This is a genomic window from Bradyrhizobium sp. WYCCWR 12699 (assembly GCF_032144035.1).
Lineage (GTDB): Bacteria > Pseudomonadota > Alphaproteobacteria > Rhizobiales > Xanthobacteraceae > Bradyrhizobium.
The window spans coordinates 142,817-166,466 of record NZ_JAVTJN010000039.1 but is presented as its reverse complement, the minus strand read 5'-3'; the positions used below and the strand labels follow the sequence as shown (position 1 = coordinate 166,466).

Genomic DNA, 23,650 nt, shown 5'->3' with positions numbered 1-23,650 from the left:
CAAGGGATGGGTAGCCGATTGATTTTGCAGGGCGAAGCAGCCAGAAGGGGCTCATGTCCGAGATTTCCACCCGCGATGCGGCCCGCGACGGCGCCAGGGACACTGCCAGAGACAATGCGATGTCCGTCGCTGCGATCTCGTCGGAGCGGGCCGAGTCCGACGACAATGTCTGGACGCGCCGCCTGGTGCTGTTCCTGCGGGTGATGGCGCTGCTCTCGATCCTGAAAGGTCTCTATCACTGGGCGCAGGTCACGGGCTTTGTCGGCGGCGAGGACGAGGCGTTCGAGAACCAGGCGATGGCCTGGCAGGCCGCGACGGTCTACTTCGCCGTGATCGAGCTGGTCGCCGCGGTCGGCCTGTGGCTGGCAACGCCGTGGGGCGCGGTGGTGTGGCTGACGACCGTGGTGTCGATGGCGGTGATCGAGCTGATGTTCCCGGGCATCTACGGCGGCAGCCTGATCGTCGTCGGCGTCGAGGCCTTCATGCTCGCCGCCTATCTCGCGCTGGCTTGGATGGCCGCGCGCGAACGGCCGCCATAGGCGACGACGTCGCCGCAAAAATTGCGGGCGTCCGGGGCCATCTCTCCGCGTTCTCGCTTTGAAACATCCGGGTCCCGGCTCTGCGCGCCGCTTTGCGGCGCTTGTCCGGGACACGAGAGTGTTGTGTTTGGTTGACCGCTGGTTGCCTAAAATTTGCGGTAAGTTTTCGTTGACCAGGGCGGTTCCGCCACAGCTCTTACGCGCCCGTTTCGAAACGAACCGGGGCTGTTCTGGAATGCGACAACAGGGGCGGACGGAGGGTGAACAGGACCTTGCGAAGGTCAACAGAGGGTTGCGAAAAGTGCTTGTGGCACAGGCTTAATCCGCAATTCACTGTCTTAAATTCATGATCTCTTTATTCTCTTATTTAAGCCGATCTTCAAACGAGCCCCTTAAGTTGCACCTATCAGACGGGACACAAGTTTCGTCGAATAAGTGTCGATAAAAACGACAACAGGGGAAGTGTCATGATGAAAGCCGTCGCAACTGCGGCAGATACCGCAGAGCGCGTCTCCGGCCAGCAGGGTTCGGTGCAGTCGCTCTATCTGGAAGCTTTGACTCTGGTGGAGCGGCTGCATCGCCGGCTCCTCGACGTGATCAAGGACGAATTCGATCGCCGCGGCCGTGCGGACATCAACTCGGTGCAGGCGCTCCTGCTCTACAACATCGGCGACAAGGAGCTGACCGCGGGCGAGCTGCGCACGCGCGGCTACTATCTCGGCTCCAACGTCTCCTACAATCTGAAGAAGCTCGTCGAGCTCGGCTTCCTCGATCATCAGCGCTCGCGCGTCGATCGCCGCTCGGTGCGCATTCGCCTGACCCCGCAGGGCCAGGAAGTCCGCCGCATCGTCGATGCGCTTTACCAGAAGCACGTCAAGACGGTGGAGCAGGTCGGCGGCATCTCGGGTGAGGAATTCTCGACCCTCAACAAGTCGCTGCACCGCCTCGAGCGGTTCTGGACCGACCAGATCCTCTATCGTCTCTGAGTTTTCTGAAGGGACCAAGGCCAAGCCGGCCCGCAACAAGACCGGCAAGCCTGCCCTGGACGTGCCTGACTTCCCCAAGCGCACTGGTCCGGAGTTGCCCCGGACCGGTGCGTTTACATTTTTGCACTGCGAAAAAAATCTCGGATGCGAGGAACCAGTTCCGGGTCCGGCGCTTATTTCCTTCGGATCGGAGACAGGACGATGCTGGTCGAGCGCGGGCTTCAGGCGATGAACGTGGAACTCGTGAGCGAGGCCTACGCGATCGCGGCGAACTACCTTCGCCGCTCCGGCGCCATCCCCGATACGCTCGTCACCGACGAACGCCTGCTCGAGGTCATCATCAAGCTGATCCAGCGCGGCGAATTCAACAAGATCAGGCTCGCCAACAAGGCGATCAATTGGTTCGAGACGCAGTCCGAGGCTCGCGCGGTTGCCTGATCAAGACTCCGAAAATCCAAGAGAACCAGAGGGTGCCATGGAAGCCGCGATCGACCGCATCATGCAGACCTATGACCTGCTCGCCAACCGCACCGCCGCGGCCAGCGAGGAGGCGCGGGCCAAGGTCACGAGCTATCTCACCACGTTGATGGAAGCCGGTGAGAAGGACCCGCACAGGTTGACGGTGTGTGGCCTGACCTATCTGCGCCAGCTCGACGGCAGCGTGGACCCGGTGAAGGCGGGGTATACCGGGCTGTAAGGCGACGCCAGCCGGAGTCCGCGCCTCCAGGCATGAGCAGCTAGGGCCGAAGCGGCCCCATTCCGGATGAGGCGGACGGGCGGTTTTCTCGAACCGGCCGATCCCCGAAAACTCCGTTCTCCACCATATCTGGCATAAATCCGGTCCTCGACCCGCAAACCCTTGGCCTGTTGCGGGCGATGTGGTAGATCGCGCGCGCCGCTTCCGATCGCCACACCAGACCGCCCGTAGCCCGCCACAAGGCTGCGGCGGTGGAGATATTCTCAAGATGACGTCAGCCCAGACCGCCTCCGCGCCCGATTCGTTTTTCACCGCCTCGCTCGAGCAGGCCGACCCGGAAATCGCCGCCGCCATCAAGGGCGAACTCGGCCGGCAGCGCCATGAGGTCGAACTGATCGCCTCCGAGAACATCGTCAGCCGGGCCGTGCTGGAAGCGCAGGGTTCGGTGATGACCAACAAGTACGCAGAGGGTTATCCGGGCGCGCGCTATTACGGCGGTTGTGAGTGGGTCGACGTCGCCGAGAACCTCGCGATCGATCGTGCCAAGAAGCTGTTCGGCGCGAACTTCGCCAACGTGCAGCCGAACTCCGGCAGCCAGATGAACCAGGCGGTGTTTCTGGCGTTGCTGCAGCCCGGCGACACCTTCATGGGTCTCGATCTCGCGGCCGGCGGCCATCTCACCCACGGTTCGCCCGTCAACATGAGCGGCAAATGGTTCAAGGCCGCGCACTACACCGTGCGCCGCGAGGACCAGATCATCGACATGGATGCGGTCGCCAAGCAGGCCGAACAGGTCAAGCCGAAGCTGATCGTCGCCGGCGGCTCGGCCTATTCCCGCGCCTGGGATTTCAAGCGCTTCCGCGAGATCGCCGACAGCGTCGGCGCCTATCTCCTGGTCGACATGGCGCACTTCGCCGGCCTCGTTGCCGGTGGCGTCCATGCCTCGCCCGTGCCGTACGCGCACATCACCACGACGACGACGCACAAATCGCTGCGCGGCCCGCGCGGCGGCCTGATGCTGTGGAATGACGAGACGCTGACCAAGAAGTTCAACTCAGCGATCTTCCCGGGCCTGCAGGGCGGCCCCCTGATGCACGTGATCGCGGCGAAGGCGGTCGCTTTCGGCGAGGCGCTGCGTCCGGATTTCAAGGTCTATGCCAAGAACGTCGTCGAGAACGCCAAGGCGCTGGCGGAAGCGATGAAGGGCCACGGCTTCGACATCGTCTCCGGCGGCACCGACAACCATCTGATGCTGGTCGACCTCAGGCCGAAGGGCCTGAAGGGCAACGCCTCGGAGAAGGCGCTGGTTCGCGCCGCCATCACCTGCAACAAGAACGGCATTCCGTTCGACCCCGAGTCGCCGTTCGTCACCTCCGGCATTCGTCTGGGCACGCCGGCGGCGACCACGCGCGGCTTTGGCGTCGCCGAATTCCAGCAGGTCGGCGGCATGATCGCCGAGGTCCTCAACGCGATCGCGCAGTCCGCCGACGGCAAGGCGCCGCTGGTGGAAGCTGCGATCAAGGAACGGGTCAAGGCGCTCACCGATCGGTTCCCGATCTATCAGTAAGGTTGGGTCAAGCGGATGCGCTGTCCAAACTGCAACAGTCTCGATACGCAGGTGAAGGACTCGCGTCCGACCGAGGACTCGTCCGTGATCCGCAGGCGGCGCGTATGCGTCGCCTGCAACTTCCGCTTCACCACCTTCGAGCGCGTGCAGCTGCGCGAGCTCACGGTGATCAAGCGCAACGGCCGCCGCGTGCCGTTCGATCGCGACAAGCTGATGCGCTCGGTGCAGATCAGCTTGCGCAAGCGTCAGGTCGAGCCGGAGCGCGTGGAGAAGATGGTCTCCACCATCGTGCGCGAGCTCGAGACCGGGGGCGAGGCCGAGATCTCGTCCGAGGTAATCGGCGAGACCGTGATGGAGCATCTGCGCACGCTCGACGACGTCGCCTATGTGCGCTTCGCCTCGGTCTACCGCAATTTCCGCGAGGCCAAGGATTTCGCCGATGTGCTCGGCGAGCTCTCCGGTGAGGAGGAAGCGCGGCTCGCCGCGATCCGCAAATGATCTTCCGTATCCTGGAAGACCAGTACGCGCAGAAGGCCCGCGAGGCCAAGGACGCCGATCTTCGCTTCATGCGGCTGGCGCTGGCGCTGGGCAGGCGCGGGCAGGGGCGCACCTGGCCCAATCCGGCCGTCGGTGCGGTCATCGTCAAGAACGGGGTCATCGTTGGTCGCGGCTGGACGCAACCGGGCGGGCGGCCGCATGGCGAGCCCGAGGCGTTGCGGCGGGCAGGTGAAGCGGCACGCGGCGCCACGCTCTACGTCACGCTGGAGCCGTGCTCGCATTTCGGCAAGTCGCCGCCTTGCGCCGATGCGGTGATCGCGGCCGGCATCAAGCGCGTGGTGGCGGCGATCGAGGATCCCAATCCGGAAGTTGCGGGGCAGGGCCATGCGCGCCTGCGCGCCGCCGGCATTACTGTGGACGTGGGTCTGTGCGCGGCGGAAGCCGCCTTCGACCATGCCGGACATTTCCGCCGCATCCGCGACAAGCGCCCGCATGTGATCCTGAAGCTCGCGGTGTCGCCCGACGGCAAGATCGGCGCGGCCGGCGGCAAGCCGGTCGCGATCACCGGGGAAGCGGCGCGCAATCGCGTGCATCTGCTGCGCGCGCAGAGCGATGCCATCCTGGTCGGCATCGGAACGGTGTTGGCGGACGATCCGCTTCTCACCTGCCGCCTGCCGGGCATGGCGGCGCGCTCGCCGGTGCGCGTGGTGCTCGATCAGAGCCTGCGGCTTCCCGGCGCAAGCAGACTGATAGGCTCCGCGCGCGAGACGCCGCTCTGGGTGGTGGGGTCTGAGCTCGCGGAAGCCGCCGCGGCGACGCGGCTGGGTGCGACCGGCGCGCAAGTGATCCGTGTCCCGGCGGCAAATGCCTCCGGGCTCGATCTGCCGGCGGTGCTGCGGGCGCTGGCCGGGAAGGGCATCACCCGCCTGATGGTCGAGGGCGGCAGCCGGGTGGCGTCCTCGTTCGTCGCGGCCGGTCTGGTCGACGAGATCTGGCTGTTCCGCGGCACGGAAGCGGTCGGCAGTGACGGCGTCGATGCGCTCGATGCATTGCCCCTGTCGAAAATCACGCAGTCGCAGGCCTACAAGGTTCATGCTAGCGAAACATTCGACAAGGATACTCTCACCGTCTACGAGCGCGCGTAATGTTCACCGGCATTGTCACCGATATCGGCGAGATCGTCAGTTTCACGCCCGTGGCACAGGGCCAGCTGCACCGGCTGCGTATTGCCTGCAGCTACGATCAGACCACAATCGCCGACGGCGCCTCGATCGCCAGCAACGGCGTCTGTCTGACGGTGGTTGCTTCCGGCGTCGCAGGCGACAAAACCTGGTATGACGTCGATGCGGCGGCGGAAACGCTGGCGCTGACGACAGCGAAGCACTGGAAGCAGGGCACGAAGCTCAACCTCGAGCGTGCGCTCAAGATCGGCGACGAGCTCGGCGGCCACATCGTCGCCGGCCACGCCGATGGCATTGCGACCATCGTCAGCCGCGAGGACCTGCCTGACATGGCCCGGTTCGAGCTCTCGACCACGCGGGAGCTGGCCCGGTTCATCGCCACCAAGGGCTCGATCACGCTCGACGGCGTCTCGCTGACGGTCAATACGGTGAAGGACGTGACCTTTTCGGTGCTGATCATCCCGCACACGCTGACGGTGACCACGATCGGTGGCTGGAAGGCGGGCAGTGAGGTCAATATCGAGGTCGATCTGATGGCCCGCTATGCGGCGCGGCTGACGGAAATGAAGTGACGGCGCATAAAGTTCGTCATGCGCGGGCTTGACCCGCGCATCCATCCTCTTATGAGGGGCTTGCCCGATGGATTGCCGGGTCAAGCCCGGCAATGACAGAATAGGTAGACCATGGCAGACGCGCGGCGCGCACCCCTGAAGGACCAGACCGACATTTCCGGCGCGCGCGCGCTGATTGTCGAGGCGCGGTTCTATGACGATCTCCAGGACGCACTACTGGACGGCGCAATTGCCGAGCTGAAGGCGGCAGGCCTGAGCCATGACGTCATCACGGTTCCGGGCGCGCTGGAAATTCCGGCCGCCGTGGCCATCGCGATCGATGCGGCTGCGGCGAACGGCAAGCCTTATGACGCGGTGATCGCGCTCGGCTGCGTGATCCGTGGCGACACCATTCATTTCGAGATCGTCTCGCAGGAATCCTCGCGCGCGCTGATGGACCTCGCGGTTGCGCGCAAGCTTCCGCTCGGCAACGGCATCCTCACCGTCAACAACGAGGACCAGGCCTGGGCGCGGGCGCGCGCCAGCGAGCTCAACAAGGGCGGTGATGCCGCGCGCGCGGCGCTCGCGATGCTGCGCATCAAACGCCGTCTGGCGCGGGCCTAGAGCCATGGCCGACAACACCAAAAAGCCGGCGGGGCCTAACGAGAAGAAAGCGAACCGGCGCGGTGCGGCGCGGCTCGCGGCCGTGCAGGCGCTGTACCAGATGGACATCGCTGGCGCCGGCATCAACGACATCTTCGCCGAGTTCGAGAGCCATTGGCTCGGCAACGAGGTCGAGGGCGACACTTACTTGCCGGCGGAAGCCGCCTTCTTCCGCGACGTCGTGTCTGGCGTCGTACGCGACCAGAAGAAGCTCGATCCCCTGATCGACGAGGCGCTGTCGAAGGGCTGGCCGTTGAAGCGGATCGAGGCGATCCTGCGCGCGGTGCTGCGGGCGGGGGCCTACGAACTGGAGCATCGCAGGGACGTGCCGGGCCGCGTCGTCATTTCCGAATATGTCGACGTCGCCAATGCCTTCGTCGACCGCGAGGAGACCGGCATGGTCAACGCGGTGCTCGACCAGATCGGCCGCCAGTTTCGCGGCGACGAGTTCGGGCGATAGTCGTGCTGGGGGGCGTTGCATTGAAGCAATACGCGAGCCCCATTCTCCGCTGTCATCACCCGCGAAGGCGGGTGATCCAGTACGCCGCGGCCTATCGATTTGACACGAGCGTCTCTGGAATACTGGATCGCCCGGTCGAGCCGGGCGATGACACCTGTTTGTGGGGATAAGCCAGTGGCAAACCCACAAAATCCCTCCGCCGAAGACAGCCTCATCGCGCGCTATTTCAAGCCGCTGGCGACCGATCCCGGTGCGTTCGGTCTGGTCGATGACGCCGCGGTGCTGTCGTCGTCCGGCGACGACATCGTCGTCACCACAGATGCCGTCGTCGAGGGCGTGCACTATCTTGCCGGCGATCCGGCCGGCACCATCGCGCGCAAGGCGCTGCGGGTGAACCTGTCCGATCTCGCCGCCAAGGGCGCGGTGCCGGCGGGCTTCGTGCTGACGCTGGCGTTGCGCAGCAAGGAGGATGCCTGGCTGCGGCCCTTTGCGGATGCGCTGGGCGAAGACGCCAGGGAATTCGCTTGTCCTCTGCTCGGCGGCGACACGGTCTCGACGCCGGGTCCGCAGATGATCTCGATCACGGCCTTCGGCCGCGTGCCGCAGGGGCGTATGATCGGCCGCACCGGCGCAAGGCCTGGCGATCGCATCCTGGTGACGGGCACGATCGGCGACGCTGCGCTCGGCCTCGACGTGCTCACCGGCGGCGCTGCCGCGGCAGCGCTCGCAAACAGTCCCGCCGCAAAGGACGCCCTGGTCTCGCGCTATCGCGTGCCGCAGCCGCGCAATGTGCTGGCGCGGGCCGTACGCGATCATGCGACCGCGGCGATGGACGTCTCCGACGGGCTCGCCGGCGATCTGGTGAAGCTCTGCGCGGCGTCCGCCGTCTCGGCCACGGTCGATGTGGCAAGCGTGCCGCTCTCGGCCGCGGCAGCAGGCCTGGTCGCCCGCAACGTCGTTGGCGTCGAGACGCTGCTCGCGGGAGGCGACGATTACGAGGTGCTGTGCACGGTCCCGCCGGCGCAAGCCGATGCGCTGATTGCCGCGGGGCGGGCGGCCGGCCTTGCCGTCACGGCGATCGGCACGATCGTCGCAGGGACGCAGAAGCCGCGATTCCTGGACGGACAGGGCCAGGAACTGGCTTTGACGCGGCTGTCCTACAGCCACTTCTAGGAATCGCTCCAAACCGGCATCTTGGTTCTCAGCACTTGGTTCTAAATACCTGCCGAGATCGGCGTTTTCGGCCTTATCCGGCGTTGCACCCTCAATTTGATTTTGGCAAGCTTGCGGCTGACTGAAGCCGCCCCTTTTGGGCAAGGGGCGGCTTTGTTCGAAATCAAGGCGCCGCACTGCACAACGGACAATAAAAGGCGCCGGGGGTACATCAAGGATCTGAGGCAAACATCACATGACAGCATTATGGTTGATAGTGCTCTGCGGAGTGCTTTCCGTCGTCTACGCGATTTGGGCGACGTCTTCGGTGTTGAGCGCGGATGCGGGGTCGCCGCGCATGCAGGAGATCGCAGGAGCGGTCGCTGAAGGCGCACAGGCGTATCTGCGGCGCCAGTACACCACGATCGGCATCGTCGGCATCGTCATCTTCGTGCTGCTTGCCTATTTCCTCGGTCTCTATGTCGCGATCGGATTTTTGATCGGCGCCGTCCTGTCGGGGGCGGCCGGCTTCATCGGCATGAACGTCTCCGTCCGGGCCAATGTGCGGACGGCCCAGGCTGCGACGACCTCGCTTGCCGGCGGCCTCGAACTCGCTTTCAAGGCGGGCGCGATCACCGGCCTTCTGGTCGCAGGTCTCGCACTGCTAGGGGTGACCCTCTACTTTGCCTTCCTGGTCCATTCCTTGAAGCTTGCGCCTGACAGCCGTACCGTGATCGACGCCATGGTTGCGCTCGGCTTCGGCGCCTCGCTGATCTCGATCTTCGCCCGTCTCGGCGGCGGCATCTTCACCAAGGGTGCGGACGTCGGCGGCGATCTCGTCGGCAAGGTCGAGGCCGGCATCCCCGAGGACGATCCGCGCAATCCCGCCACCATCGCCGACAACGTCGGTGACAACGTGGGCGACTGCGCCGGCATGGCTGCCGACCTGTTCGAGACCTACGCGGTGACGGCCGTCGCCACCATGGTCCTGGCGGCGATCTTCTTCGCCAAGACGCCGATCCTCGCCAACATGATGACGCTGCCGCTCGCGATCGGCGGCATCTGCATCATCACCTCGATCATCGGCACCTTCTTCGTCAAGCTCGGGCCGAGCCAGTCGATCATGGGCGCGCTCTATAAGGGCCTGATCGCAACTGGCGTCCTGTCGCTGATCGGCATTGCGCTGGTGATCTACTATCTGATCGGCTTCGGCAAGCTCGAGGGCGTCAACTACACCGGCATGGCGCTGTTCGAATGCGGCGTGGTCGGCCTCGTCGTCACCGCGCTGATCATCTGGATCACCGAATACTACACGGGCACCGACTACCGTCCGGTGAAGTCGATCGCCCAGGCCTCGGTGACCGGCCACGGCACCAACGTGATCCAGGGCCTTGCCATCTCGATGGAAGCGACCGCGCTGCCTGCGATCGTGATCATCGCCGGCATCCTGGTCACCTACAGCCTCGCCGGCCTGTTCGGCATCGCGATCGCGACCGCCACCATGCTGGCACTGGCCGGCATGATCGTCGCCCTCGACGCCTTCGGCCCCGTCACCGACAATGCCGGCGGCATCGCCGAGATGGCGGGACTGCCCAAGGAGGTGCGCAAATCGACCGACGCGCTCGATGCGGTCGGCAACACCACCAAGGCGGTGACCAAGGGCTACGCGATCGGCTCGGCCGGTCTGGGCGCTCTCGTGCTGTTCGCGGCCTACAACGAGGATCTCAAGTACTTCGTTGCCGGCTCCGCGAAGTATCCCTACTTCGCCGGCGTCAATCCGGACTTCTCGCTGAACAATCCCTACGTGGTTGTCGGCCTGCTGTTCGGCGGCCTGTTGCCCTACCTGTTCGGCGCGATGGGCATGACCGCCGTCGGGCGGGCGGCCGGCGCCATCGTCGAGGAGGTGCGGCGTCAGTTCCGCGAGAAGCCCGGCATCATGCAGGGCACCGACAAGCCTGATTACGGCAAGGCGGTCGACCTGCTGACGAAGGCAGCGATCAAGGAGATGATCATCCCCTCGCTGCTGCCGGTGCTGTCGCCGATCGTCGTCTACTTCCTGATCTACGCGATCGCGGGTGGCGGCGTGGCCGGCAAGTCGGCCGCGTTCTCCGCGGTCGGCGCCATGCTGCTCGGCGTCATCGTGACGGGTCTGTTCGTCGCGATCTCCATGACCTCGGGCGGCGGCGCCTGGGACAACGCCAAGAAGTACATCGAGGACGGCCATTTCGGCGGCAAGGGCTCTGATGCCCATAAGTCGGCTGTCACCGGCGACACCGTCGGCGATCCCTACAAGGACACGGCGGGCCCCGCGGTGAACCCGATGATCAAGATCACGAACATCGTGGCCTTGCTGCTGCTGGCGATCCTGGCGCACTGAGCGGCGGGTAGAGGCTCAAGACAAACCCCGCGGCGCAAGCCGCGGGGTTTTTCGTTGGGGGCGGCGCGGTCCGGCTGCACGACGAAACATATCGAGGGGTGAACCTCAGGCTTTCGGCTCCGATCCGTCCTCGGCTCTTTGCGCGAAGACCTCCTTCGCTGCGAACAGGCCGTTGAGGGCAGCCGGGAAGCCGGCATAGACGGCCATCTGCATCAGGATCTCGACAATCTCCTCTCGGCCGAGCCCGACATTCAGACCCGCCTCGATATGTACCTTGAGCTGAGGTGCGGCGTTGCCCAGGGCCGCGAGCGCTGCGATCGTCGCGATCTCGCGCGAACGGACGTCGAGCCCGGGCCGTGAGTAGATGTCGCCAAATGGAAACTCGAATATATAGGTGGCGAAGTCCGGGGCGATCTCGCCAAGCGCCGCCACGACCTTGTGGCCGGCCTCTCCGTCGATTTCAGCGAGTGCGCGCCGACCGCGCTCCAACCGGCTTTCGCCGGCGTTCGGAAAGTGTTGCATCATAATCCTTCATCCTCTGTTCCGTTTCGGCATAACCGCCGATCTTGGTGTCGAGGACGAGAAGACAGGCATTGAGCTCGTCGACGTGGGCACGGACGCTTTCGCGGTGGCGCTCCAGCAGCGCCCGCCGCTCGGCTTCGGTGCCGCTGCCCTGATCCCGGAGGTCCGCGTAAAGCAGCATGTCCCGGATCGGCATGCCTGTTGTCTTCAGGCGGCCGAGAAACTCGATCCAGGCAAGGATCGAGGCGTCGTAGTCACGTCGGCTGGATCGATCCCGGTCGGCGTAAGGCAACAGTCCGATCCGCTCGTAGTAGCGGATCGTATGAGCCGTCAGTCCGGACCGCTTCGCAAGTTCGCCGATCTTCATGTCTGTCTCTCATCACGACGCAGGCAAACTACGAGTTCGAGCGCGCTCTAAGTCAAGGGACATTCTGGCCCGGACCGTGCGAGCGTCGCGCCGCCGGCGGTCGGCAGGTCCGGTCGAGCCATGTCTCGGGCGCGGTCCAAGCCGCCTCCGACGCGCTATCCGAAGGCGGAACCTGGACTGGAGGATGCCGGAGCTCTGCATCCTGGGCGTGCATCACATTTAAGGTTGTTTAACCGGCTGCACTCTAAGAATACGGGAGATTGCCGCCGGCACCTGGCCAGCTCCGCCGCGGGCCTGGGAGTCCATTCACATCGTGCGCGGTCGCGACATGGTTAGGTACCCGTTGCTTGCCGGCTGCCACAGGAGGGTCCGTTGGGTGCGCTGCCGATGAGCCAGATTGAGCGCGCTCTGATGGCGCATCCGGGCGTGACGAACGCCGTCGTCAGCATCGAGCAAACCCCCGACGGGCGCCGGTTCAAGATCGCGTTCTGGCTGGTCAGGACAGGCCGTTGGTGACCGACCCGATGGCCGCCGCGTTTCTTCAGCATCTTGGCATTGAGTTCGGGACCATGTTGCGGACGAGGTTTCCGGAACTGGAATTGCCAGCGGCCGTGATTGCGCTCAACCAGCGCGATTTTGCCGAGATCGCATCTTCGTTGTCGCCCGCGCCGGACCATCCCGGCGTCCATGAAGCGGACGAGGCCGCGATATGACCGCCGGTAATTTGGGGCTGCGCTTTGAGGAGGTCGTGGCGGGCGCGCCGGACGCTGTCGCGCTGTTCTGCGAAGGCGACAGTTGCACGTTCTCAGAGCTGAACAAATCGGCGAACCGGTTGGCGCGATGGCTGACGTCGCGGGGCGTGGGCAAGGGCGCCGTCGTGTGTCTTGAGCTGCCGAAGATTGCCGAGGCTTATGGTCTTGCGCTGGCCTGCATCAAGATCGGTGCGCCCTATGCGTTCCTGGATCCCGCGGCCCCGGCGGAACGGGCCCGGTTGATGCTGGAGCGATGCCGGCCCGCCGAGATCGTCAGCGTGCGCGAGGGGATTGGACCGCGGACGGTGATCGGCAATGCAGGCGCCCGAGCGGCCTTGCATCATGAGTTGTCGAAGCTTGACGACGACAATCTGCAACTGACGTCTCTGATCACCGGGACCGATCCGGCCTATGTCATGTTCACCTCGGGATCGACGGGTGAGCCGAAGGGCGTGGTCATTCCCCATCAGGGCGTGCTTCACTTGATCGCGTGGGCGAGGAGCGACCTTGGAATTGGACCGCAAGACCGGCTGACCAACGTCAACCCGAACTACTTCGACAATTCGGTCTTCGACATCTATGCCGGACTGCTGAACGGCGCGGCCATTGTGGCGCTCGATGCGCTGAAGGGAAGGCCGCCCGCGGAGCTGGTGGCGGAGATCACGAGGCATCAGTGCACGTTCTTCTTTGCCGTGCCGACACTCTTCATGTTCCTGGACTCCATGCACCTGTTGAGTCCCGAATGGCTGCCGAGCGTCAGCCGCTTCATGTTCGGTGGCGAAGGATTTCCGCTGGCGCGGCTGCGCCGTTTCCACGACGCGTTTGCCGGCAGAGCGAGGCTGATCAACTGTTACGGCCCGACCGAGACGAGCTGCATCTGCAGCGGCTTCGAGATCATCGAGTCCGTGTTTGACACCAACGACGGGTTGGCGCCGTTGGGACGGCTCAATCCCAATTTCAGCTACCGCATTCTGGACGAGGACATGCAGCCGGTCGCCGCGGGCATCGCCGGCGAGCTGTGGCTGGGAGGCCCGTGCGTCGGGCTCGGCTACATCAACAATCCGCAGGAGACGGCCCGCCGCTTCCGTCAAGACCCTCTGGTCGACGGCTATCGATCGATCCTCTACCGGACCGGCGACCTCGTGGAGGCCCATGCCGAAACGGGTGTGCTCCGTTTTCGCGGTCGTGCGGACAATCAAGTCAAGCTCCGGGGGTATCGGGTCGAGCTGGAAGAGATCGACCATGCTCTGGCGGCATGCAAGGGCATCACCCGCGCCCTCGCCGTGGTGCTTCACGATGCCGGCGGCGCAAGCCGGCTCCTGGCCGCCTATTCGGGCGCGCGAACGGCGGACAGCGATTTGCGCCAGCACTGCGCCGCGCGCCTTCCGGCCTACATGGTGCCGAGCCGCTTCATCTGGCTGGAGGACATTCCCGTCAACGCCAATGGCAAGGCGGACCGGCGCTCGGTCGCCGCGCTGCTTGGCGAGGCCGCCGCGAGGGCATCGTAGATGCCATCGCCCGCAGCACTCATGCGCGCATTCCAATGAGCGTCGAGAGCCAGTCCTACGACGCGGCCACGGGCTTTCTCGCGAAGCCGTCGTGGCGGTTGATCCCCCAGATCGATCGGGACCCGAATCTCGTGGCAGGCCTGCAGCGGGGTCGCGGCCGCGTGCTCTTGTGCTGCACGGTCGCGCTGCTCGCCGTGCTGTTCTGGCAGATCCATATGGATTTCTCGGCGGCAGGTCTCGCGCTGGCGTGCGCCTATGCCGGGCGGTACCGGCGCGTCCTGATCCTCTTCGCAACGGTGCTGCTGCTTTACCGGAGCGGGTTCCTGATCGACCGCGCGTTTCTCGAGCGGGTGGCCGTCAACGAAGGCGTTGCGGACCGAATCCATCAGCCGCTGCTGGAGGCGGTCACGCTGCTAGCGGTGTTCGCGCTGTTTGCGGGACTGCTGGCCATGCAGGGTTCAGCCGGCACGGCGCTTCGCCGTCCGACGCTCAGCCTGGTGCTCGCATTCCTGGGGCTCGTCGCGCTGACGCAAGCGGAGATGACAGCCGGCATGCCGCGCGTGCTGCTTTGGTCGTTTCTGATGACATCACAGCCTTATCTCTGGTTCCTCGCTTACGGTCTGGCCGATGCCGGCAGGACGCCGTCTCCGATATGGCAACGCTTGAGCGTCTTTCATCCGTTCTGGGGATCGTCGCTGACGCCGGTCGGGAAGGGACTGTCCTACCTCGAACGCTTCGAGGCCAAGACGCCCGAGGAGCTCGCAGTTACGCAATTGAAGGGGATCAAGCTCGCGGCCTGGAGCCTGCTGCTGGCGAACGTCAGGCTCTGTCTCGGCGTGCTCGTCCACGGTCATTTGCAGCTGCCCTTGTTCGACGACAGCCTGCTGCACTATCTCGCAGGCTCTCCCTTGCCGCGTCTTGTCGGGTGGGCCAGCCTCGTCAGCTTCTTCGTGCAGGACGTCCTGGGCATGACGGTGTTCGGCGGCGTCATCATCGCGACGGCGCGGCTGGCCGGTTTTCGCCTGCTGCGCAACACTTGGCGGCCGCTGGAATCGACGACGATCGCCGAGTTCTGGAATCGCTATTACTTCTATTACAAGGAGCTGCTGGTCGATCACTTCTTCTACCCGACCTTCGTTCGCTATTTCCGCGGTCATCGCCGGCTGCGCATGTTCTTCGCCACCTTCATGGCGGCGTGCGTCGGCAACCTGCTGTTCCATTTCATCCGCGACATTCATTTCGTCGGCGACATGGGCCTGTGGCGGGCCTTGGTCGCTGAGCAGTCGCATGCGTTCTACACGTTTGTGCTCGCCGTCAGCGTCGGGCTGTCGCAAATGCGCCGCGCGCCGCAGCCGGCCTCGCGTGGCTGGCTGCGTCGCCGCGTGCTGCCTTGCCTGTGGGTCTTGACCTTCTTCTGTCTCATCCACGTCTTCGACGCGCCGTTGGACCGCGAGCACACGCTCTGGCAACGCGCCGAATTCCTGTTCTATCTCCTGGGAGTGACGACATGACCGCGAAAGCCGGCCCCGAAATCAGATCGCAAATGCGGCGCTATATCGAGCAGCGCCTGCTCACGAAGGGCGACGGCGCGCCGCTTCATGACGAGGATTTGCTGTTCACCAGCGGGCGTCTCGATTCACTCGACGCAGTCGAACTGGTGATGAGCATCGAGACCGACTACGGGATCAACTTTGCCGACATCGGTTTCGACCTGACGCGCCTGGACTCGATTTCGGCCATCGCCGATCTGGTCGGACAGCCGTCGGCCGAGCCCGCCTAAAGCATGATCCGGAAAAGTGCGAAGCGGTTTTCCGAAAGATCATGCGCAAACAAGAGCCTAAAGCGCGATGACGATTCATCCAAATCTCATCGCGCTTTAGCACGCTCTCGCGCAAGGCGGGATGCCGGTTCGTCGCAGCGTCACTGCACGTCCATCTGCAGTCCTTCCTTCTGGATGATGCCGGCGAACTTCTTCGTCTCGGCGTCCACGAAGGCGGCGAATTGCTCGGGCGTGCCGTAGTCGGCGCGGGCGCCCATGGCGAGGATCTGCTTCTTGATGTCGTCGCGCTCCAGCATCGCCTTGACCTGAAGATTGAGCGCGTTCAGCACCTCGGGTGAGACGCCCTTCGGCAGGAACACCGAGAACCACGACGAGACGTCGAAACTCGCCAATTCCGGCGCGCTCTCGCGCATGGTCGGCAGGTCCTTCGCGAGGTCGCTGCGCTCGGTGGTGGTGACGCAGAGACCGTTGAGCGTGCCGTTCTGTACCTGCGGCAGGCTTGGATAGAGATTGTCGAACAGGATCTGGATGTCGCCGGCGAGTGCGGCCTGCAGCGCGGGGCCGGCGCCGCGGAACGGGATGTGCGTCATCTTCAGCCCGGTGAGCTGGAGGAACCAGGCGCCGGTGAGGTGAGGGCTCTGGCCGACGCCCGAGGAGGCGTAGCTGAGCTTGTCCGGATTGGCCTTGAGATAGGCGATCAGCTCGGCGATCGACTTGATGCCGGTCTTCGGATGCGCCGACACGATGTTCGGGATCCGGATGATGTTGCTGACGGGCTGAAGCTGGTCCGGCTTGTAGGTTAGGTTCTTGAAGATGCTGTAGGCGATCGCGTTCGGACCGGGATTGCCGATCAGGATGGTATGGCCGTCAGGCTTGGCGCGGACCACTTCGGCCGTGCCGATGGTGCCGCCGCCGCCGGAGCGGTTTTCCACGACGGCCGACTGGCCCCATGCGGTTTGCAGATGCGCGGCCAGGAGCCGGCCCATCACGTCGGTCGAGCCGCCGGCCGCGGCCGGCACCACGAGACGGACGTTTTCGGTCGGCTTCCAGTCCGCAAGGCTCGATCGCGGCAGGATGGCTGCGGCCGAAATGCCGGCAGCCGCGGTGAGCACGCGGCGGCGGGACAGCAAAGTGTTCTGAAATTGAGTGTTCTGAAGTTTCTTGGACACGAATCCGCTCCCAGCTTTTTGCTTTGCAGGGAGCGTAGGAAACCGCGGGTGCGACGGCAAGTCGCGCGCGACGGCAAAGAGCGCGCGAAGGGTGGCACGACGCCGCAGGCGCGAGCCCATTTACCTTGCGGCGGAATTGGCGTCGCGCGAAAACGCTTGTCGAGACCTCAGTTGAAGCTGAGCAGCTTGAACAGCGGCGTGAGGTAGCTCATCTCCTGGCCCGAGGTCGGCGTCGTACGGCTGATGAAGTCGAAGATCTTGCCGTCCTGCAGGCCGTAATTCGCAAGCCGGCGCACGCGCCGGTTCTTGTCGAAATAGATCGCGATGACGCGCTGGTCCACCACCCTCTGGTTCATGAAGGCGACCATGCGCTCCGAGCGCTGCGAGATGTAGTAGAACACTTCGCCGTCGAGGGTTGCGACGGTGGAGGGCGTGCCCATCACGATCAGCACCTGATCCTGGCTCGCGCCGATCGGAATCTGCTCCAGCGCGCCGGGCGGCAGGATGTAACCCTTCTGGAATTGCTCGCCGGTGCAGCCCGCAAGCGCGGCGCCGACCAGAGCCGCGGCGGCAAGCAGGCGCAGGCCGCGCCAACGCGAATAAGCGCCGCGCCAGCGCAAATGAGCGCCACGCCAACGTGCATGAAGGCCGCGCCGCTTAACCGCGCGCTGGCTGGTCTCGATCGTTATCGTCATAGCGGAACTGATTCCGTCCCCTTGCGTCGCGCGAGGCGCTGAAGTACCGGGCAGGGCGTCTGAATGCAACACGCGCGCGCCCGCTTGCGGAAACCACAATGCTTTGGCCGTTCAATCACTTCAGGAAACCCCTGGTAACCCCGAGGGGCACCATTGAAGCCATCTATGGCATGATCGTGACGCAGGCGCGAGAACCCATATTTTACCGGGACTTGGGCGTGCCCGACACGGTTAACGGGCGTTTCGATCTGTTGCTGCTGCATCTGTGGCTGCTGCTGCGGCGCCTGCGCACGGTTCAAAGCGCCACCGAGCTGTCGCAGGCGCTGTTCGACCGCTTCTGCGAGGACATGGACGACAATCTGCGCGAGATGGGGATCGGCGACCAGACCGTGCCGAAGCGGATGCGGGCCTTCGGCGAGGCCTTTTACGGCCGGGTTCAGGCCTATGACCAGGCCATCGAGGCCGGCGGCGAAGCACTGGCGGAGGCGATCTGCAAGAATATCTTGAATGGGACCGGCCTCGATCAGGCCAGACTGCTCGCGGCCTATGCCCGGGCCAGCGAGGCCGATCTCGGCCGGACCGGCGAGGCCGCGCTGCTGGCCGCGTCCTTCACGTTTCCCCCGGCGCCCAGGGAGGATCTCACGCCATGAGTCGATCGAATGCCGAATCCAGGCCTGATCCCTGGCGCTCCCCGGTCATCGTCGCGCAGATCCCCGACACCGGCCTGCATCGCAAGCTCGAGGCCTCCGCCGCCGAGCGGCAGGCCATCGCCGAGGTCGGCGGCCTGCGGGAGGTCCTGGCCGCCCACGCCGACCTCGACGTCGTGCCCAGGAGCGGCGGCCGGGTTCAGGTGACCGGTACCATCAGGGCCAGGGTCGGCCAGACCTGCGTGGTCACGCTGGATCCGATGGAGAGCGAGATCGAGGAGGACGTGGACCTGATGTTCGCCCCCGAGGCCGAGGTGCGCCGCATGGCCGACCTGATCGAGGAGGGGCAGGACGACGAGGAGCCGCCGGAGGTGATTGATCCGCCGGAACCGATCGTCAATGGCATGATCGATCTTGGCCGGATCGCCACCGACGCGCTGTTCCTGGCGGTCGACCCCTATCCGCGCAAGGAGGGCGCCGTGTTCGAGGCGGAGGTCACCGCGCCCGACCCGGAGGACCATCCCTTCGCCGCGTTGAAGGCGCTGCAGGACAACAAGAAGGGCGAATAGCCGGCCCTTGCCCTTGGGATAGGCTTGCAACGGTGCACGAGGCATCTGCCTGGATGGTTTCAAAAGGCTCCTTATCTAGCTGATTTCAATGTATTTCTTGCAAATTCCGGGGTTCGCCCGCGGATCGCCCCGGATGCAAAAGGCTGGGGGCAAGAGGTTGTTTCGGGATAACAAAACGCTATTGTCGCGCCCCGGTCGGGGCGCGGCGTGGCGCCTGACCGGTCGCCATGTCCATGGCGAACTCATTCTGCGGCCCCGCTCGCGCAAGACCGCACCAGATCAGGTTTTCCAGGACTTTTATGCCAAGCAAGGTTCGTATTGCGCTTGACGCCATGGGGGGCGACGCCGGCGCCGCCGTGGTCATTCCGGGCGCGGCCATATCGCTTGGCAGGCATCGCGACACCGAGTTCCTGCTGGTCGGGGACCGCGCCAAGATCGAGCCCGAGCTCGAGAAGCATCCCGAGCTCAAGGCCGCCTCGAAGATCACCCATACCGACGTTGCCGTCAGCGGTTCGGACAAGCCGAGCCAGGCGCTGCGGCGCGGCCGCAAGACGTCCTCGATGTGGCTTGCCATCGACGCGGTGAAGAAGGGCGAGGCGGATGTCGCAGTCTCCGCCGGCAATACCGGCGCGTTGATGGCGATGTCGCGCTTCCACTTGCGCACGCTGAAGGGGATCGACCGTCCGGCGATCACGGGGATATGGCCGACAAAGCGCGGCGAATCCGTCGTGCTGGACCTCGGGGCCACCATCGGCGGCGACGCGCACCATCTGGTGTCGCTCGCGCTCATGGGGGCGGCGACGGCCAGCGTGCTGTTCGACAAGAAGCGGCCCACGGTCGGCCTGCTCAATATCGGGACCGAGGAGATCAAGGGCCACGAGGAGATTCGCGAGGCCGGGGAAATCCTGCGGGCGCGGAACCTGCCGGAGCTCGATTATATCGGCTTCGTCGAGGGCGACGGCATCGGCAAGGGCGTCGCCGACGTGATCGTGACCGAAGGCTATGCCGGCAACATCGCGCTCAAGGCCGCCGAGGGAACCGCCCGGCAGATGGCCGAATTACTCCGCAACGAGATGAAACGGAGCTGGCTGTCCAAGCTCGGTTATCTCTTTGCCAGCAGCGCCTTCCAGGCCCTGCGGGACAAGATGGACCCGAACAAGTCCAATGGCGGCGTGTTCCTGGGTTTGAATGGACTGGTGGTCAAGAGCCACGGCGGAACCAGCGCCGAAGGCTTTGCCTATGCGATCGATGTTGGCTATGAGATGGCTCACTACGATCTCCTGAACAAGATCAATCAGATGCTCAACCGCGAGGGTGGTGCACTCAATTCCGTGCAGGCCGCGCAGGAGGCTGTTTCGTGACTCAAATTCGTTCGGTCGTGCTCGGCTGCGGCTCCTATCTGCCGGAGCAGGTGGTGACCAACGCCCAATTGGCGGCGCGTATCGACACCTCCGACGAGTGGATCGTGCAGCGCACCGGCATTCGCGAGCGGCATGTCGCGGCCGAGGGCGAGTTCACTTCGCATTTGGCGATCAGGGCGGCGCAGGCCGCGCTCGGCGATGCCGGCGTGGACGCGCAGTCGATCGACCTCATCGTGCTGGCGACCTCGACGCCGGACAACACCTTTCCCGCGACCGCGGTCGCCGTGCAGAACGCGCTCGGCATCAATCACGGCGCGGCCTTCGACCTGCAGGCGGTGTGCTCGGGCTTCGTGTTCGCGCTCGCCACCGCCGACAATTTCCTGCGCACCGGCGCCTTCAAGCGCGCGCTGGTGATCGGCGCCGAGACCTTCTCGCGCATTCTCGACTGGAACGACCGCGGCACCTGCGTGCTGTTCGGTGACGGCGCCGGCGCGGTTGTGCTGGAGGCGCAGGAGCAGCCGGGCAACGCCGCGACCGACCGCGGCGTCGTGACCACGCATCTGCGCTCCGACGGCCGCCACAAGGCAAAGCTGTTCGTCGACGGCGGGCCATCCTCGACCCAGACCGTCGGTCATCTGCGCATGGAAGGCCGCGAGGTCTTCAAGCATGCGGTCGGCATGATCACCGACGTCATCGTCGACGCCTTCCAGGCGACCGGGCTCAATGCCGAGACCATCGACTGGTTCGTGCCGCACCAGGCCAACAAGCGAATCATCGACGCCTCCGCCCACAAGCTCCACATCGCGCCGGAGAAGGTGGTGCTGACGGTGGACCGCCACGGCAACACCTCGGCGGCCTCGATCCCGCTGGCGCTGACGGTGGCGCGCAAGGACGGCCGCATCAAGAAGGGCGATATGGTGCTGCTGGAAGCCATGGGCGGCGGCTTCACCTGGGGCTCCGCGCTGGTGCGTTGGTAGAGCCACAGTCGATAAATTTTGCCGGAATCAGCTGGATTATCGATGCGCCTGCATTGATGAGCGCTGTTGACCGCCGTATCGTAAGCTCATAATTTCAGACAACAATTGTTCGCCGTGATGTGGGGCAGGGCGATGACCGATCAAAGTAAAACCGTAACGCGTGTCGATCTGTGCGAAGCCGTCTACCAGAAGGTGGGCCTGTCGCGCACGGAATCGTCCGCTTTCGTGGAACTCGTGCTGAAGGAGATCACCGACTGCCTGGAGAAGGGCGAGACGGTGAAGCTGTCCTCGTTCGGGTCCTTCATGGTGCGCAAGAAGGGTCAGCGCATCGGACGCAACCCGAAGACCGGCACCGAGGTACCGATCTCGCCGCGCCGCGTCATGGTGTTCAAGCCATCGGCGATCCTGAAGCAGCGGATCAATGCCCAGCACCGCACCAATGGTGATGCCAGCAAGGCTCAACCCGAGGCGTAACGCCTTCCGCGAAGGATTTGGCATTTGGACAAGGCGCCGGATGCGTTCCGAACCATCAGCGAAGTAGCGCAGGAGCTCGACATCCCGCAGCACGTGCTGCGGTTCTGGGAAACCCGCTTCTCCCAGATCAAGCCGATGAAGCGCAGCGGCGGCCGCCGCTATTACCGCCCCGACGACGTCGACCTGCTCAAGGGCATCCGCCGCTTGCTCTACGGCGAGGGCTACACCATCCGCGGCGTGCAGCGGATCCTGAAGGAGCACGGCGTCAAATCGGTGCAGGGCCTCGCCGACAGCGCGGCCGCGGTCTCGTTCGGCGCCATCGAGGACGCCATCGGCGCAAGCCTGATGGAGCCCGAGGACGAGGAGGCGCCGATCAAGGGCGTCACCGACACCGACGATGACGACTACCAGGGCGACGAAGAGGAAGGCATCGACTTCCGCTTCAGCGAGATCGACGACGAGGAGATCCTCACCACCTTCCGCAAGGGCGGCACCCCCGCCGCGCCCTCTGGGCCCAGCGCGCTGGACCGGGAGCGCCTCGGGAAGGCGCTCGCAGACCTCGTCGCCTGCCGCGAGATGCTGGATCAGGCGCTGAAAGACGGGTAGGGGCGGTATTCGGATCGCGCGGCCAGTTCCCCGGGGCGCTTCGGGCTCAGAGCCGATCAAGGAGAGGCACCAAAATGCTGCGACCTCGCCTTGCGCATCGCGCCGATCCTAGCTAATGGAACGACGTTCGGAGCGTGGCGCAGCCCGGTTAGCGCACTAGTCTGGGAGACTAGGGGTCGGAGGTTCAAATCCTCTCGCTCCGACCATTTTTTCAAAGCATTTGTTGGGGTGGATGAACCGAGCCTGGACCTGGCTCCTGGCGCGGTGTCGGATGCGCGCCGGTCGATGGCGGTGGCTGGTTCGGTGCCCCGCATAACAAAAAGCCGAAAACAACCCCATGCACAGTAGCAACGCCATTGATCTTGTGTTGTTTTTCCGAAGCGATTTTTGTCCGCGGTAAAACAGGAGCAATGTGATGATGGCAGCTTGCCCGGTCATGTCTCGGATTGCCCTGCTCTGCATGTTCGCACTAGCCGGCTCGCCCACGTTGGCGGGCGAGGGACCGGCAGATCGAGAAACTGATCAGCTGATGCAAATCCTTCGCGACGAGATCGCACGTGAGGATTGTCTGTGGCGCGAGAGTCTAACGCGATTGTCTGATCAAACGGTGGACGAGCAGCAGAAGATTTCTGGACTCGTCGCCTATTTCTGCAGCCAGAAGAATAGAGAACAGATCATCCAAGGGGCCACGACGGAAGATCTCGTCAGGCATGAAGTCGCGCAATATGACCAACTCTGGGCACAGGACAGGGCGATTGCGATCGGCCGGCAGATACGTCAGCTCAGAGCGCGCGGGGTTCCCTAGAAGCTCGCTGCCAAGCAGAAATGCCACCTACCTCAAATATCCCACCACTAGCCGCGTCGTCTCGTCCACCAGCACCTTCACCATCTTCTCCGACAGCATCTCGGCTCCGTGCAGCACCGTGTTGTGCGCGACCGACTCGATCGCGCTGACGCAGATGAAGGTCGCTACATCCAAATCGACCTTGCGCATCTCCTTGCGGCGGCTTTCGAGATAGCTGCGTACGAGGGTTTGGACCTCCCGGTTGAAGGCTTCGACGTCTTTGAGCTGGCCGGTGCGGGGAATCTGCTCGGCGAGCACGCGGTGCAGTTTCGGGTTGATGCGGTGGGCTTCGATCGCGACGGTGACGAGCTTTCGCACGGCTTTGTCGATCGGGAGGTCGGCGACTTCCACGAGGGCGGCGCGGACGATGCCCATGATCTCCTCGTTGTGACGCTCGATCACAGCGGCGACGAGGGCTTCCTTGCTTGGAAAGTACTGGTAGAGCGAGCCGACGCTGACGCCGGCGATCTCCGCGATGCGGTTGGTGCTCGCCTTCTCGAAACCGTCGCGGACCAGAATGCGAGCGGTCGCCTCGACCAGTGCGTCGACGGTGGCGCGTGAGCGCGCCTGTGAGGCGTTTTTTGCGCGGATTTGTCGGCGGCGTGCGGGCCATGGCATTGCGATCCGAATGCGAGTAGGAAAAGCGAGCGAATGCTCGCATTATATCGGCCTATGGCGGCCTTCTCGCAACCATCTTCGTCGCCATAT

General features: G+C 64.5%; 29 protein-coding genes and 1 tRNA gene. 25 read left to right on the top strand and 5 right to left on the bottom strand.

Annotated features, from left to right (window positions below; all coding sequences use genetic code 11):
• Positions 1-53 precede the first annotated feature (53 nt).
• From RPS27_RS31635 to RPS27_RS31580, 12 genes are all read left to right on the top strand, one after another.
• Complete coding sequence (locus RPS27_RS31635; protein ID WP_212068287.1) at positions 54-539, top strand: DUF6163 family protein; 486 nt, start codon at positions 54-56, stop codon at positions 537-539.
• A gap of 467 nt (positions 540-1,006) precedes the next feature.
• The gene (gene ldtR, locus RPS27_RS31630) at positions 1,007-1,525 is read left to right on the top strand and encodes a transcriptional regulator LdtR (protein WP_018320040.1); all 519 of its coding nucleotides are present in this window, start codon (positions 1,007-1,009) and stop codon (positions 1,523-1,525) included.
• A 201-nt stretch (positions 1,526-1,726) separates the two neighbouring features.
• Positions 1,727-1,963, top strand: a complete 237-nt coding sequence (locus RPS27_RS31625; RefSeq protein ID WP_211416731.1) for a hypothetical protein — start codon at positions 1,727-1,729, stop codon at positions 1,961-1,963.
• Between the two features lie 37 nt (positions 1,964-2,000).
• Entirely contained in the window at positions 2,001-2,222 is a 222-nt protein-coding gene (locus tag RPS27_RS31620) for a hypothetical protein (protein WP_194407744.1), read from the top strand.
• Between the two features lie 268 nt (positions 2,223-2,490).
• Positions 2,491-3,789, top strand: coding sequence for a serine hydroxymethyltransferase (glyA, locus tag RPS27_RS31615; RefSeq protein WP_212068286.1), 1,299 nt, complete (start codon positions 2,491-2,493; stop codon positions 3,787-3,789).
• A gap of 15 nt (positions 3,790-3,804) precedes the next feature.
• Positions 3,805-4,287, top strand: coding sequence for a transcriptional regulator NrdR (gene nrdR / locus RPS27_RS31610; RefSeq protein ID WP_011087793.1), 483 nt, complete (start codon positions 3,805-3,807; stop codon positions 4,285-4,287).
• Complete coding sequence (gene ribD, locus RPS27_RS31605) at positions 4,284-5,432, top strand: bifunctional diaminohydroxyphosphoribosylaminopyrimidine deaminase/5-amino-6-(5-phosphoribosylamino)uracil reductase RibD (RefSeq protein ID WP_211416732.1); 1,149 nt, start codon at positions 4,284-4,286, stop codon at positions 5,430-5,432. Before nrdR ends, ribD begins: the two co-directional genes overlap by 4 nt.
• The gene (locus tag RPS27_RS31600) at positions 5,432-6,040 is read left to right on the top strand and encodes a riboflavin synthase (RefSeq protein ID WP_194407747.1); all 609 of its coding nucleotides are present in this window, start codon (positions 5,432-5,434) and stop codon (positions 6,038-6,040) included. Before ribD ends, RPS27_RS31600 begins: the two co-directional genes overlap by 1 nt.
• Positions 6,041-6,151: 111 nt before the next feature.
• On the top strand, positions 6,152-6,643 hold the full coding sequence (gene ribH / locus RPS27_RS31595; protein WP_194407748.1) for a 6,7-dimethyl-8-ribityllumazine synthase: 492 nt from the start codon (positions 6,152-6,154) through the stop codon (positions 6,641-6,643).
• Between the two features lie 4 nt (positions 6,644-6,647).
• Positions 6,648-7,142 carry a transcription antitermination factor NusB gene (nusB, locus tag RPS27_RS31590; RefSeq protein WP_211416735.1) on the top strand — a complete coding sequence of 165 codons (495 nt, stop codon included), beginning with the start codon at positions 6,648-6,650 and terminating at the stop codon, positions 7,140-7,142.
• 147 nt (positions 7,143-7,289) lie between these two features.
• The gene (gene thiL / locus RPS27_RS31585) at positions 7,290-8,315 is read left to right on the top strand and encodes a thiamine-phosphate kinase (protein WP_212068285.1); all 1,026 of its coding nucleotides are present in this window, start codon (positions 7,290-7,292) and stop codon (positions 8,313-8,315) included.
• Positions 8,316-8,550: 235 nt separating this feature from the next.
• Positions 8,551-10,671 (top strand): sodium-translocating pyrophosphatase, encoded by a 2,121-nt coding sequence (locus RPS27_RS31580; RefSeq protein ID WP_194407751.1) that lies wholly within the window; start codon positions 8,551-8,553, stop codon positions 10,669-10,671.
• Between the two features lie 105 nt (positions 10,672-10,776).
• Here the strand turns inward: RPS27_RS31580 and RPS27_RS31575 are convergent, their stop codons facing one another.
• Together RPS27_RS31575 and RPS27_RS31570 are read right to left on the bottom strand one after the other, a co-directional pair.
• Positions 10,777-11,193 (bottom strand): carboxymuconolactone decarboxylase family protein, encoded by a 417-nt coding sequence (locus RPS27_RS31575; RefSeq protein WP_194408273.1) that lies wholly within the window; start codon positions 11,191-11,193, stop codon positions 10,777-10,779.
• Positions 11,132-11,560: a MerR family transcriptional regulator gene (locus RPS27_RS31570; RefSeq protein WP_194407752.1), complete on the bottom strand. Its 429-nt coding sequence runs from the start codon at positions 11,558-11,560 to the stop codon at positions 11,132-11,134. Before RPS27_RS31570 ends, RPS27_RS31575 begins: the two co-directional genes overlap by 62 nt.
• Before the next feature lie 372 nt (positions 11,561-11,932).
• Between RPS27_RS31570 and RPS27_RS31565 the strand changes: the two genes are divergently transcribed.
• The 5 genes from RPS27_RS31565 to RPS27_RS31545 are packed head-to-tail and all read left to right on the top strand — an operon-like array spanning position 11,933 to position 15,600.
• On the top strand, positions 11,933-12,076 hold the full coding sequence (locus RPS27_RS31565) for a hypothetical protein (protein ID WP_211416737.1): 144 nt from the start codon (positions 11,933-11,935) through the stop codon (positions 12,074-12,076).
• Entirely contained in the window at positions 12,073-12,273 is a 201-nt protein-coding gene (locus tag RPS27_RS31560) for a hypothetical protein (RefSeq protein WP_211416738.1), read from the top strand. Before RPS27_RS31565 ends, RPS27_RS31560 begins: the two co-directional genes overlap by 4 nt.
• Positions 12,270-13,820, top strand: a complete 1,551-nt coding sequence (locus tag RPS27_RS31555) for an amino acid adenylation domain-containing protein (RefSeq protein WP_212068284.1) — start codon at positions 12,270-12,272, stop codon at positions 13,818-13,820. Before RPS27_RS31560 ends, RPS27_RS31555 begins: the two co-directional genes overlap by 4 nt.
• 35 nt (positions 13,821-13,855) lie before the next feature.
• On the top strand, positions 13,856-15,331 hold the full coding sequence (locus RPS27_RS31550; RefSeq protein ID WP_313754925.1) for a hypothetical protein: 1,476 nt from the start codon (positions 13,856-13,858) through the stop codon (positions 15,329-15,331).
• Positions 15,328-15,600: an acyl carrier protein gene (locus RPS27_RS31545; RefSeq protein WP_211416741.1), complete on the top strand. Its 273-nt coding sequence runs from the start codon at positions 15,328-15,330 to the stop codon at positions 15,598-15,600. The genes RPS27_RS31550 and RPS27_RS31545 overlap by 4 nt, the downstream gene beginning before the upstream one ends.
• A gap of 140 nt (positions 15,601-15,740) precedes the next feature.
• Here the strand turns inward: RPS27_RS31545 and RPS27_RS31540 are convergent, their stop codons facing one another.
• Positions 15,741-16,730: a Bug family tripartite tricarboxylate transporter substrate binding protein gene (locus tag RPS27_RS31540; protein WP_211417479.1), complete on the bottom strand. Its 990-nt coding sequence runs from the start codon at positions 16,728-16,730 to the stop codon at positions 15,741-15,743.
• A 206-nt stretch (positions 16,731-16,936) separates the two neighbouring features.
• Positions 16,937-17,464 carry an outer membrane protein assembly factor BamE gene (locus tag RPS27_RS31535; protein ID WP_211416742.1) on the bottom strand — a complete coding sequence of 176 codons (528 nt, stop codon included), beginning with the start codon at positions 17,462-17,464 and terminating at the stop codon, positions 16,937-16,939.
• A 98-nt stretch (positions 17,465-17,562) separates the two neighbouring features.
• On the opposite strand from RPS27_RS31535, the gene RPS27_RS31530 reads away from it, so the two are divergent.
• From RPS27_RS31530 to RPS27_RS31495, 8 genes are all read left to right on the top strand, one after another.
• On the top strand, positions 17,563-18,114 hold the full coding sequence (locus RPS27_RS31530) for a ubiquinol-cytochrome C chaperone family protein (protein ID WP_212068282.1): 552 nt from the start codon (positions 17,563-17,565) through the stop codon (positions 18,112-18,114).
• Positions 18,111-18,680 carry a DUF177 domain-containing protein gene (locus tag RPS27_RS31525; RefSeq protein ID WP_212068281.1) on the top strand — a complete coding sequence of 190 codons (570 nt, stop codon included), beginning with the start codon at positions 18,111-18,113 and terminating at the stop codon, positions 18,678-18,680. Before RPS27_RS31530 ends, RPS27_RS31525 begins: the two co-directional genes overlap by 4 nt.
• Before the next feature lie 299 nt (positions 18,681-18,979).
• Entirely contained in the window at positions 18,980-20,041 is a 1,062-nt protein-coding gene (gene plsX, locus RPS27_RS31520) for a phosphate acyltransferase PlsX (RefSeq protein WP_212068280.1), read from the top strand.
• Positions 20,038-21,018 carry a beta-ketoacyl-ACP synthase III gene (locus RPS27_RS31515; protein WP_194407762.1) on the top strand — a complete coding sequence of 327 codons (981 nt, stop codon included), beginning with the start codon at positions 20,038-20,040 and terminating at the stop codon, positions 21,016-21,018. Before plsX ends, RPS27_RS31515 begins: the two co-directional genes overlap by 4 nt.
• Positions 21,019-21,150: 132 nt before the next feature.
• Complete coding sequence (locus RPS27_RS31510; RefSeq protein ID WP_018456841.1) at positions 21,151-21,492, top strand: integration host factor subunit alpha; 342 nt, start codon at positions 21,151-21,153, stop codon at positions 21,490-21,492.
• Positions 21,493-21,516: 24 nt separating this feature from the next.
• Positions 21,517-22,098, top strand: coding sequence for a MerR family transcriptional regulator (locus RPS27_RS31505; protein WP_212068279.1), 582 nt, complete (start codon positions 21,517-21,519; stop codon positions 22,096-22,098).
• Positions 22,099-22,226: 128 nt separating this feature from the next.
• Positions 22,227-22,304: transfer RNA gene (locus RPS27_RS31500), tRNA-Pro, on the top strand.
• Between the two features lie 209 nt (positions 22,305-22,513).
• Positions 22,514-22,903, top strand: a complete 390-nt coding sequence (locus tag RPS27_RS31495) for a hypothetical protein (RefSeq protein WP_212068278.1) — start codon at positions 22,514-22,516, stop codon at positions 22,901-22,903.
• Positions 22,904-22,930: 27 nt separating this feature from the next.
• Here the strand turns inward: RPS27_RS31495 and RPS27_RS31490 are convergent, their stop codons facing one another.
• Positions 22,931-23,560 carry a TetR/AcrR family transcriptional regulator gene (locus tag RPS27_RS31490; RefSeq protein ID WP_313754924.1) on the bottom strand — a complete coding sequence of 210 codons (630 nt, stop codon included), beginning with the start codon at positions 23,558-23,560 and terminating at the stop codon, positions 22,931-22,933.
• Positions 23,561-23,650: the final 90 nt, after the last annotated feature.

Bases quoted from the DNA above. Each gene is read 5' to 3' on its own strand.
- RPS27_RS31635 (WP_212068287.1), top strand. From the start codon at position 54: ATGTCCGAGATTTCCACCCGCGATGCGGCCCGCGACGGCGCCAGGGAC.
- ldtR (WP_018320040.1), top strand. From the start codon at position 1,007: ATGATGAAAGCCGTCGCAACTGCGGCAGATACCGCAGAGCGCGTCTCC.
- RPS27_RS31625 (WP_211416731.1), top strand. From the start codon at position 1,727: ATGCTGGTCGAGCGCGGGCTTCAGGCGATGAACGTGGAACTCGTGAGC.
- RPS27_RS31620 (WP_194407744.1), top strand. From the start codon at position 2,001: ATGGAAGCCGCGATCGACCGCATCATGCAGACCTATGACCTGCTCGCC.
- glyA (WP_212068286.1), top strand. From the start codon at position 2,491: ATGACGTCAGCCCAGACCGCCTCCGCGCCCGATTCGTTTTTCACCGCC.
- nrdR (WP_011087793.1), top strand. From the start codon at position 3,805: ATGCGCTGTCCAAACTGCAACAGTCTCGATACGCAGGTGAAGGACTCG.
- ribD (WP_211416732.1), top strand. From the start codon at position 4,284: ATGATCTTCCGTATCCTGGAAGACCAGTACGCGCAGAAGGCCCGCGAG.
- RPS27_RS31600 (WP_194407747.1), top strand. From the start codon at position 5,432: ATGTTCACCGGCATTGTCACCGATATCGGCGAGATCGTCAGTTTCACG.
- ribH (WP_194407748.1), top strand. From the start codon at position 6,152: ATGGCAGACGCGCGGCGCGCACCCCTGAAGGACCAGACCGACATTTCC.
- nusB (WP_211416735.1), top strand. From the start codon at position 6,648: ATGGCCGACAACACCAAAAAGCCGGCGGGGCCTAACGAGAAGAAAGCG.
- thiL (WP_212068285.1), top strand. From the start codon at position 7,290: ATGACACCTGTTTGTGGGGATAAGCCAGTGGCAAACCCACAAAATCCC.
- RPS27_RS31580 (WP_194407751.1), top strand. From the start codon at position 8,551: ATGACAGCATTATGGTTGATAGTGCTCTGCGGAGTGCTTTCCGTCGTC.
- RPS27_RS31575 (WP_194408273.1), bottom strand. From the start codon at position 11,193: ATGCAACACTTTCCGAACGCCGGCGAAAGCCGGTTGGAGCGCGGTCGG.
- RPS27_RS31570 (WP_194407752.1), bottom strand. From the start codon at position 11,560: ATGAAGATCGGCGAACTTGCGAAGCGGTCCGGACTGACGGCTCATACG.
- RPS27_RS31555 (WP_212068284.1), top strand. From the start codon at position 12,270: ATGACCGCCGGTAATTTGGGGCTGCGCTTTGAGGAGGTCGTGGCGGGC.
- RPS27_RS31550 (WP_313754925.1), top strand. From the start codon at position 13,856: ATGAGCGTCGAGAGCCAGTCCTACGACGCGGCCACGGGCTTTCTCGCG.
- RPS27_RS31545 (WP_211416741.1), top strand. From the start codon at position 15,328: ATGACCGCGAAAGCCGGCCCCGAAATCAGATCGCAAATGCGGCGCTAT.
- RPS27_RS31535 (WP_211416742.1), bottom strand. From the start codon at position 17,464: ATGACGATAACGATCGAGACCAGCCAGCGCGCGGTTAAGCGGCGCGGC.
- RPS27_RS31530 (WP_212068282.1), top strand. From the start codon at position 17,563: ATGCTTTGGCCGTTCAATCACTTCAGGAAACCCCTGGTAACCCCGAGG.
- RPS27_RS31525 (WP_212068281.1), top strand. From the start codon at position 18,111: ATGAGTCGATCGAATGCCGAATCCAGGCCTGATCCCTGGCGCTCCCCG.
- plsX (WP_212068280.1), top strand. From the start codon at position 18,980: ATGCCAAGCAAGGTTCGTATTGCGCTTGACGCCATGGGGGGCGACGCC.
- RPS27_RS31510 (WP_018456841.1), top strand. From the start codon at position 21,151: ATGACCGATCAAAGTAAAACCGTAACGCGTGTCGATCTGTGCGAAGCC.
- RPS27_RS31495 (WP_212068278.1), top strand. From the start codon at position 22,514: ATGATGGCAGCTTGCCCGGTCATGTCTCGGATTGCCCTGCTCTGCATG.
- RPS27_RS31490 (WP_313754924.1), bottom strand. From the start codon at position 23,560: ATGCCATGGCCCGCACGCCGCCGACAAATCCGCGCAAAAAACGCCTCA.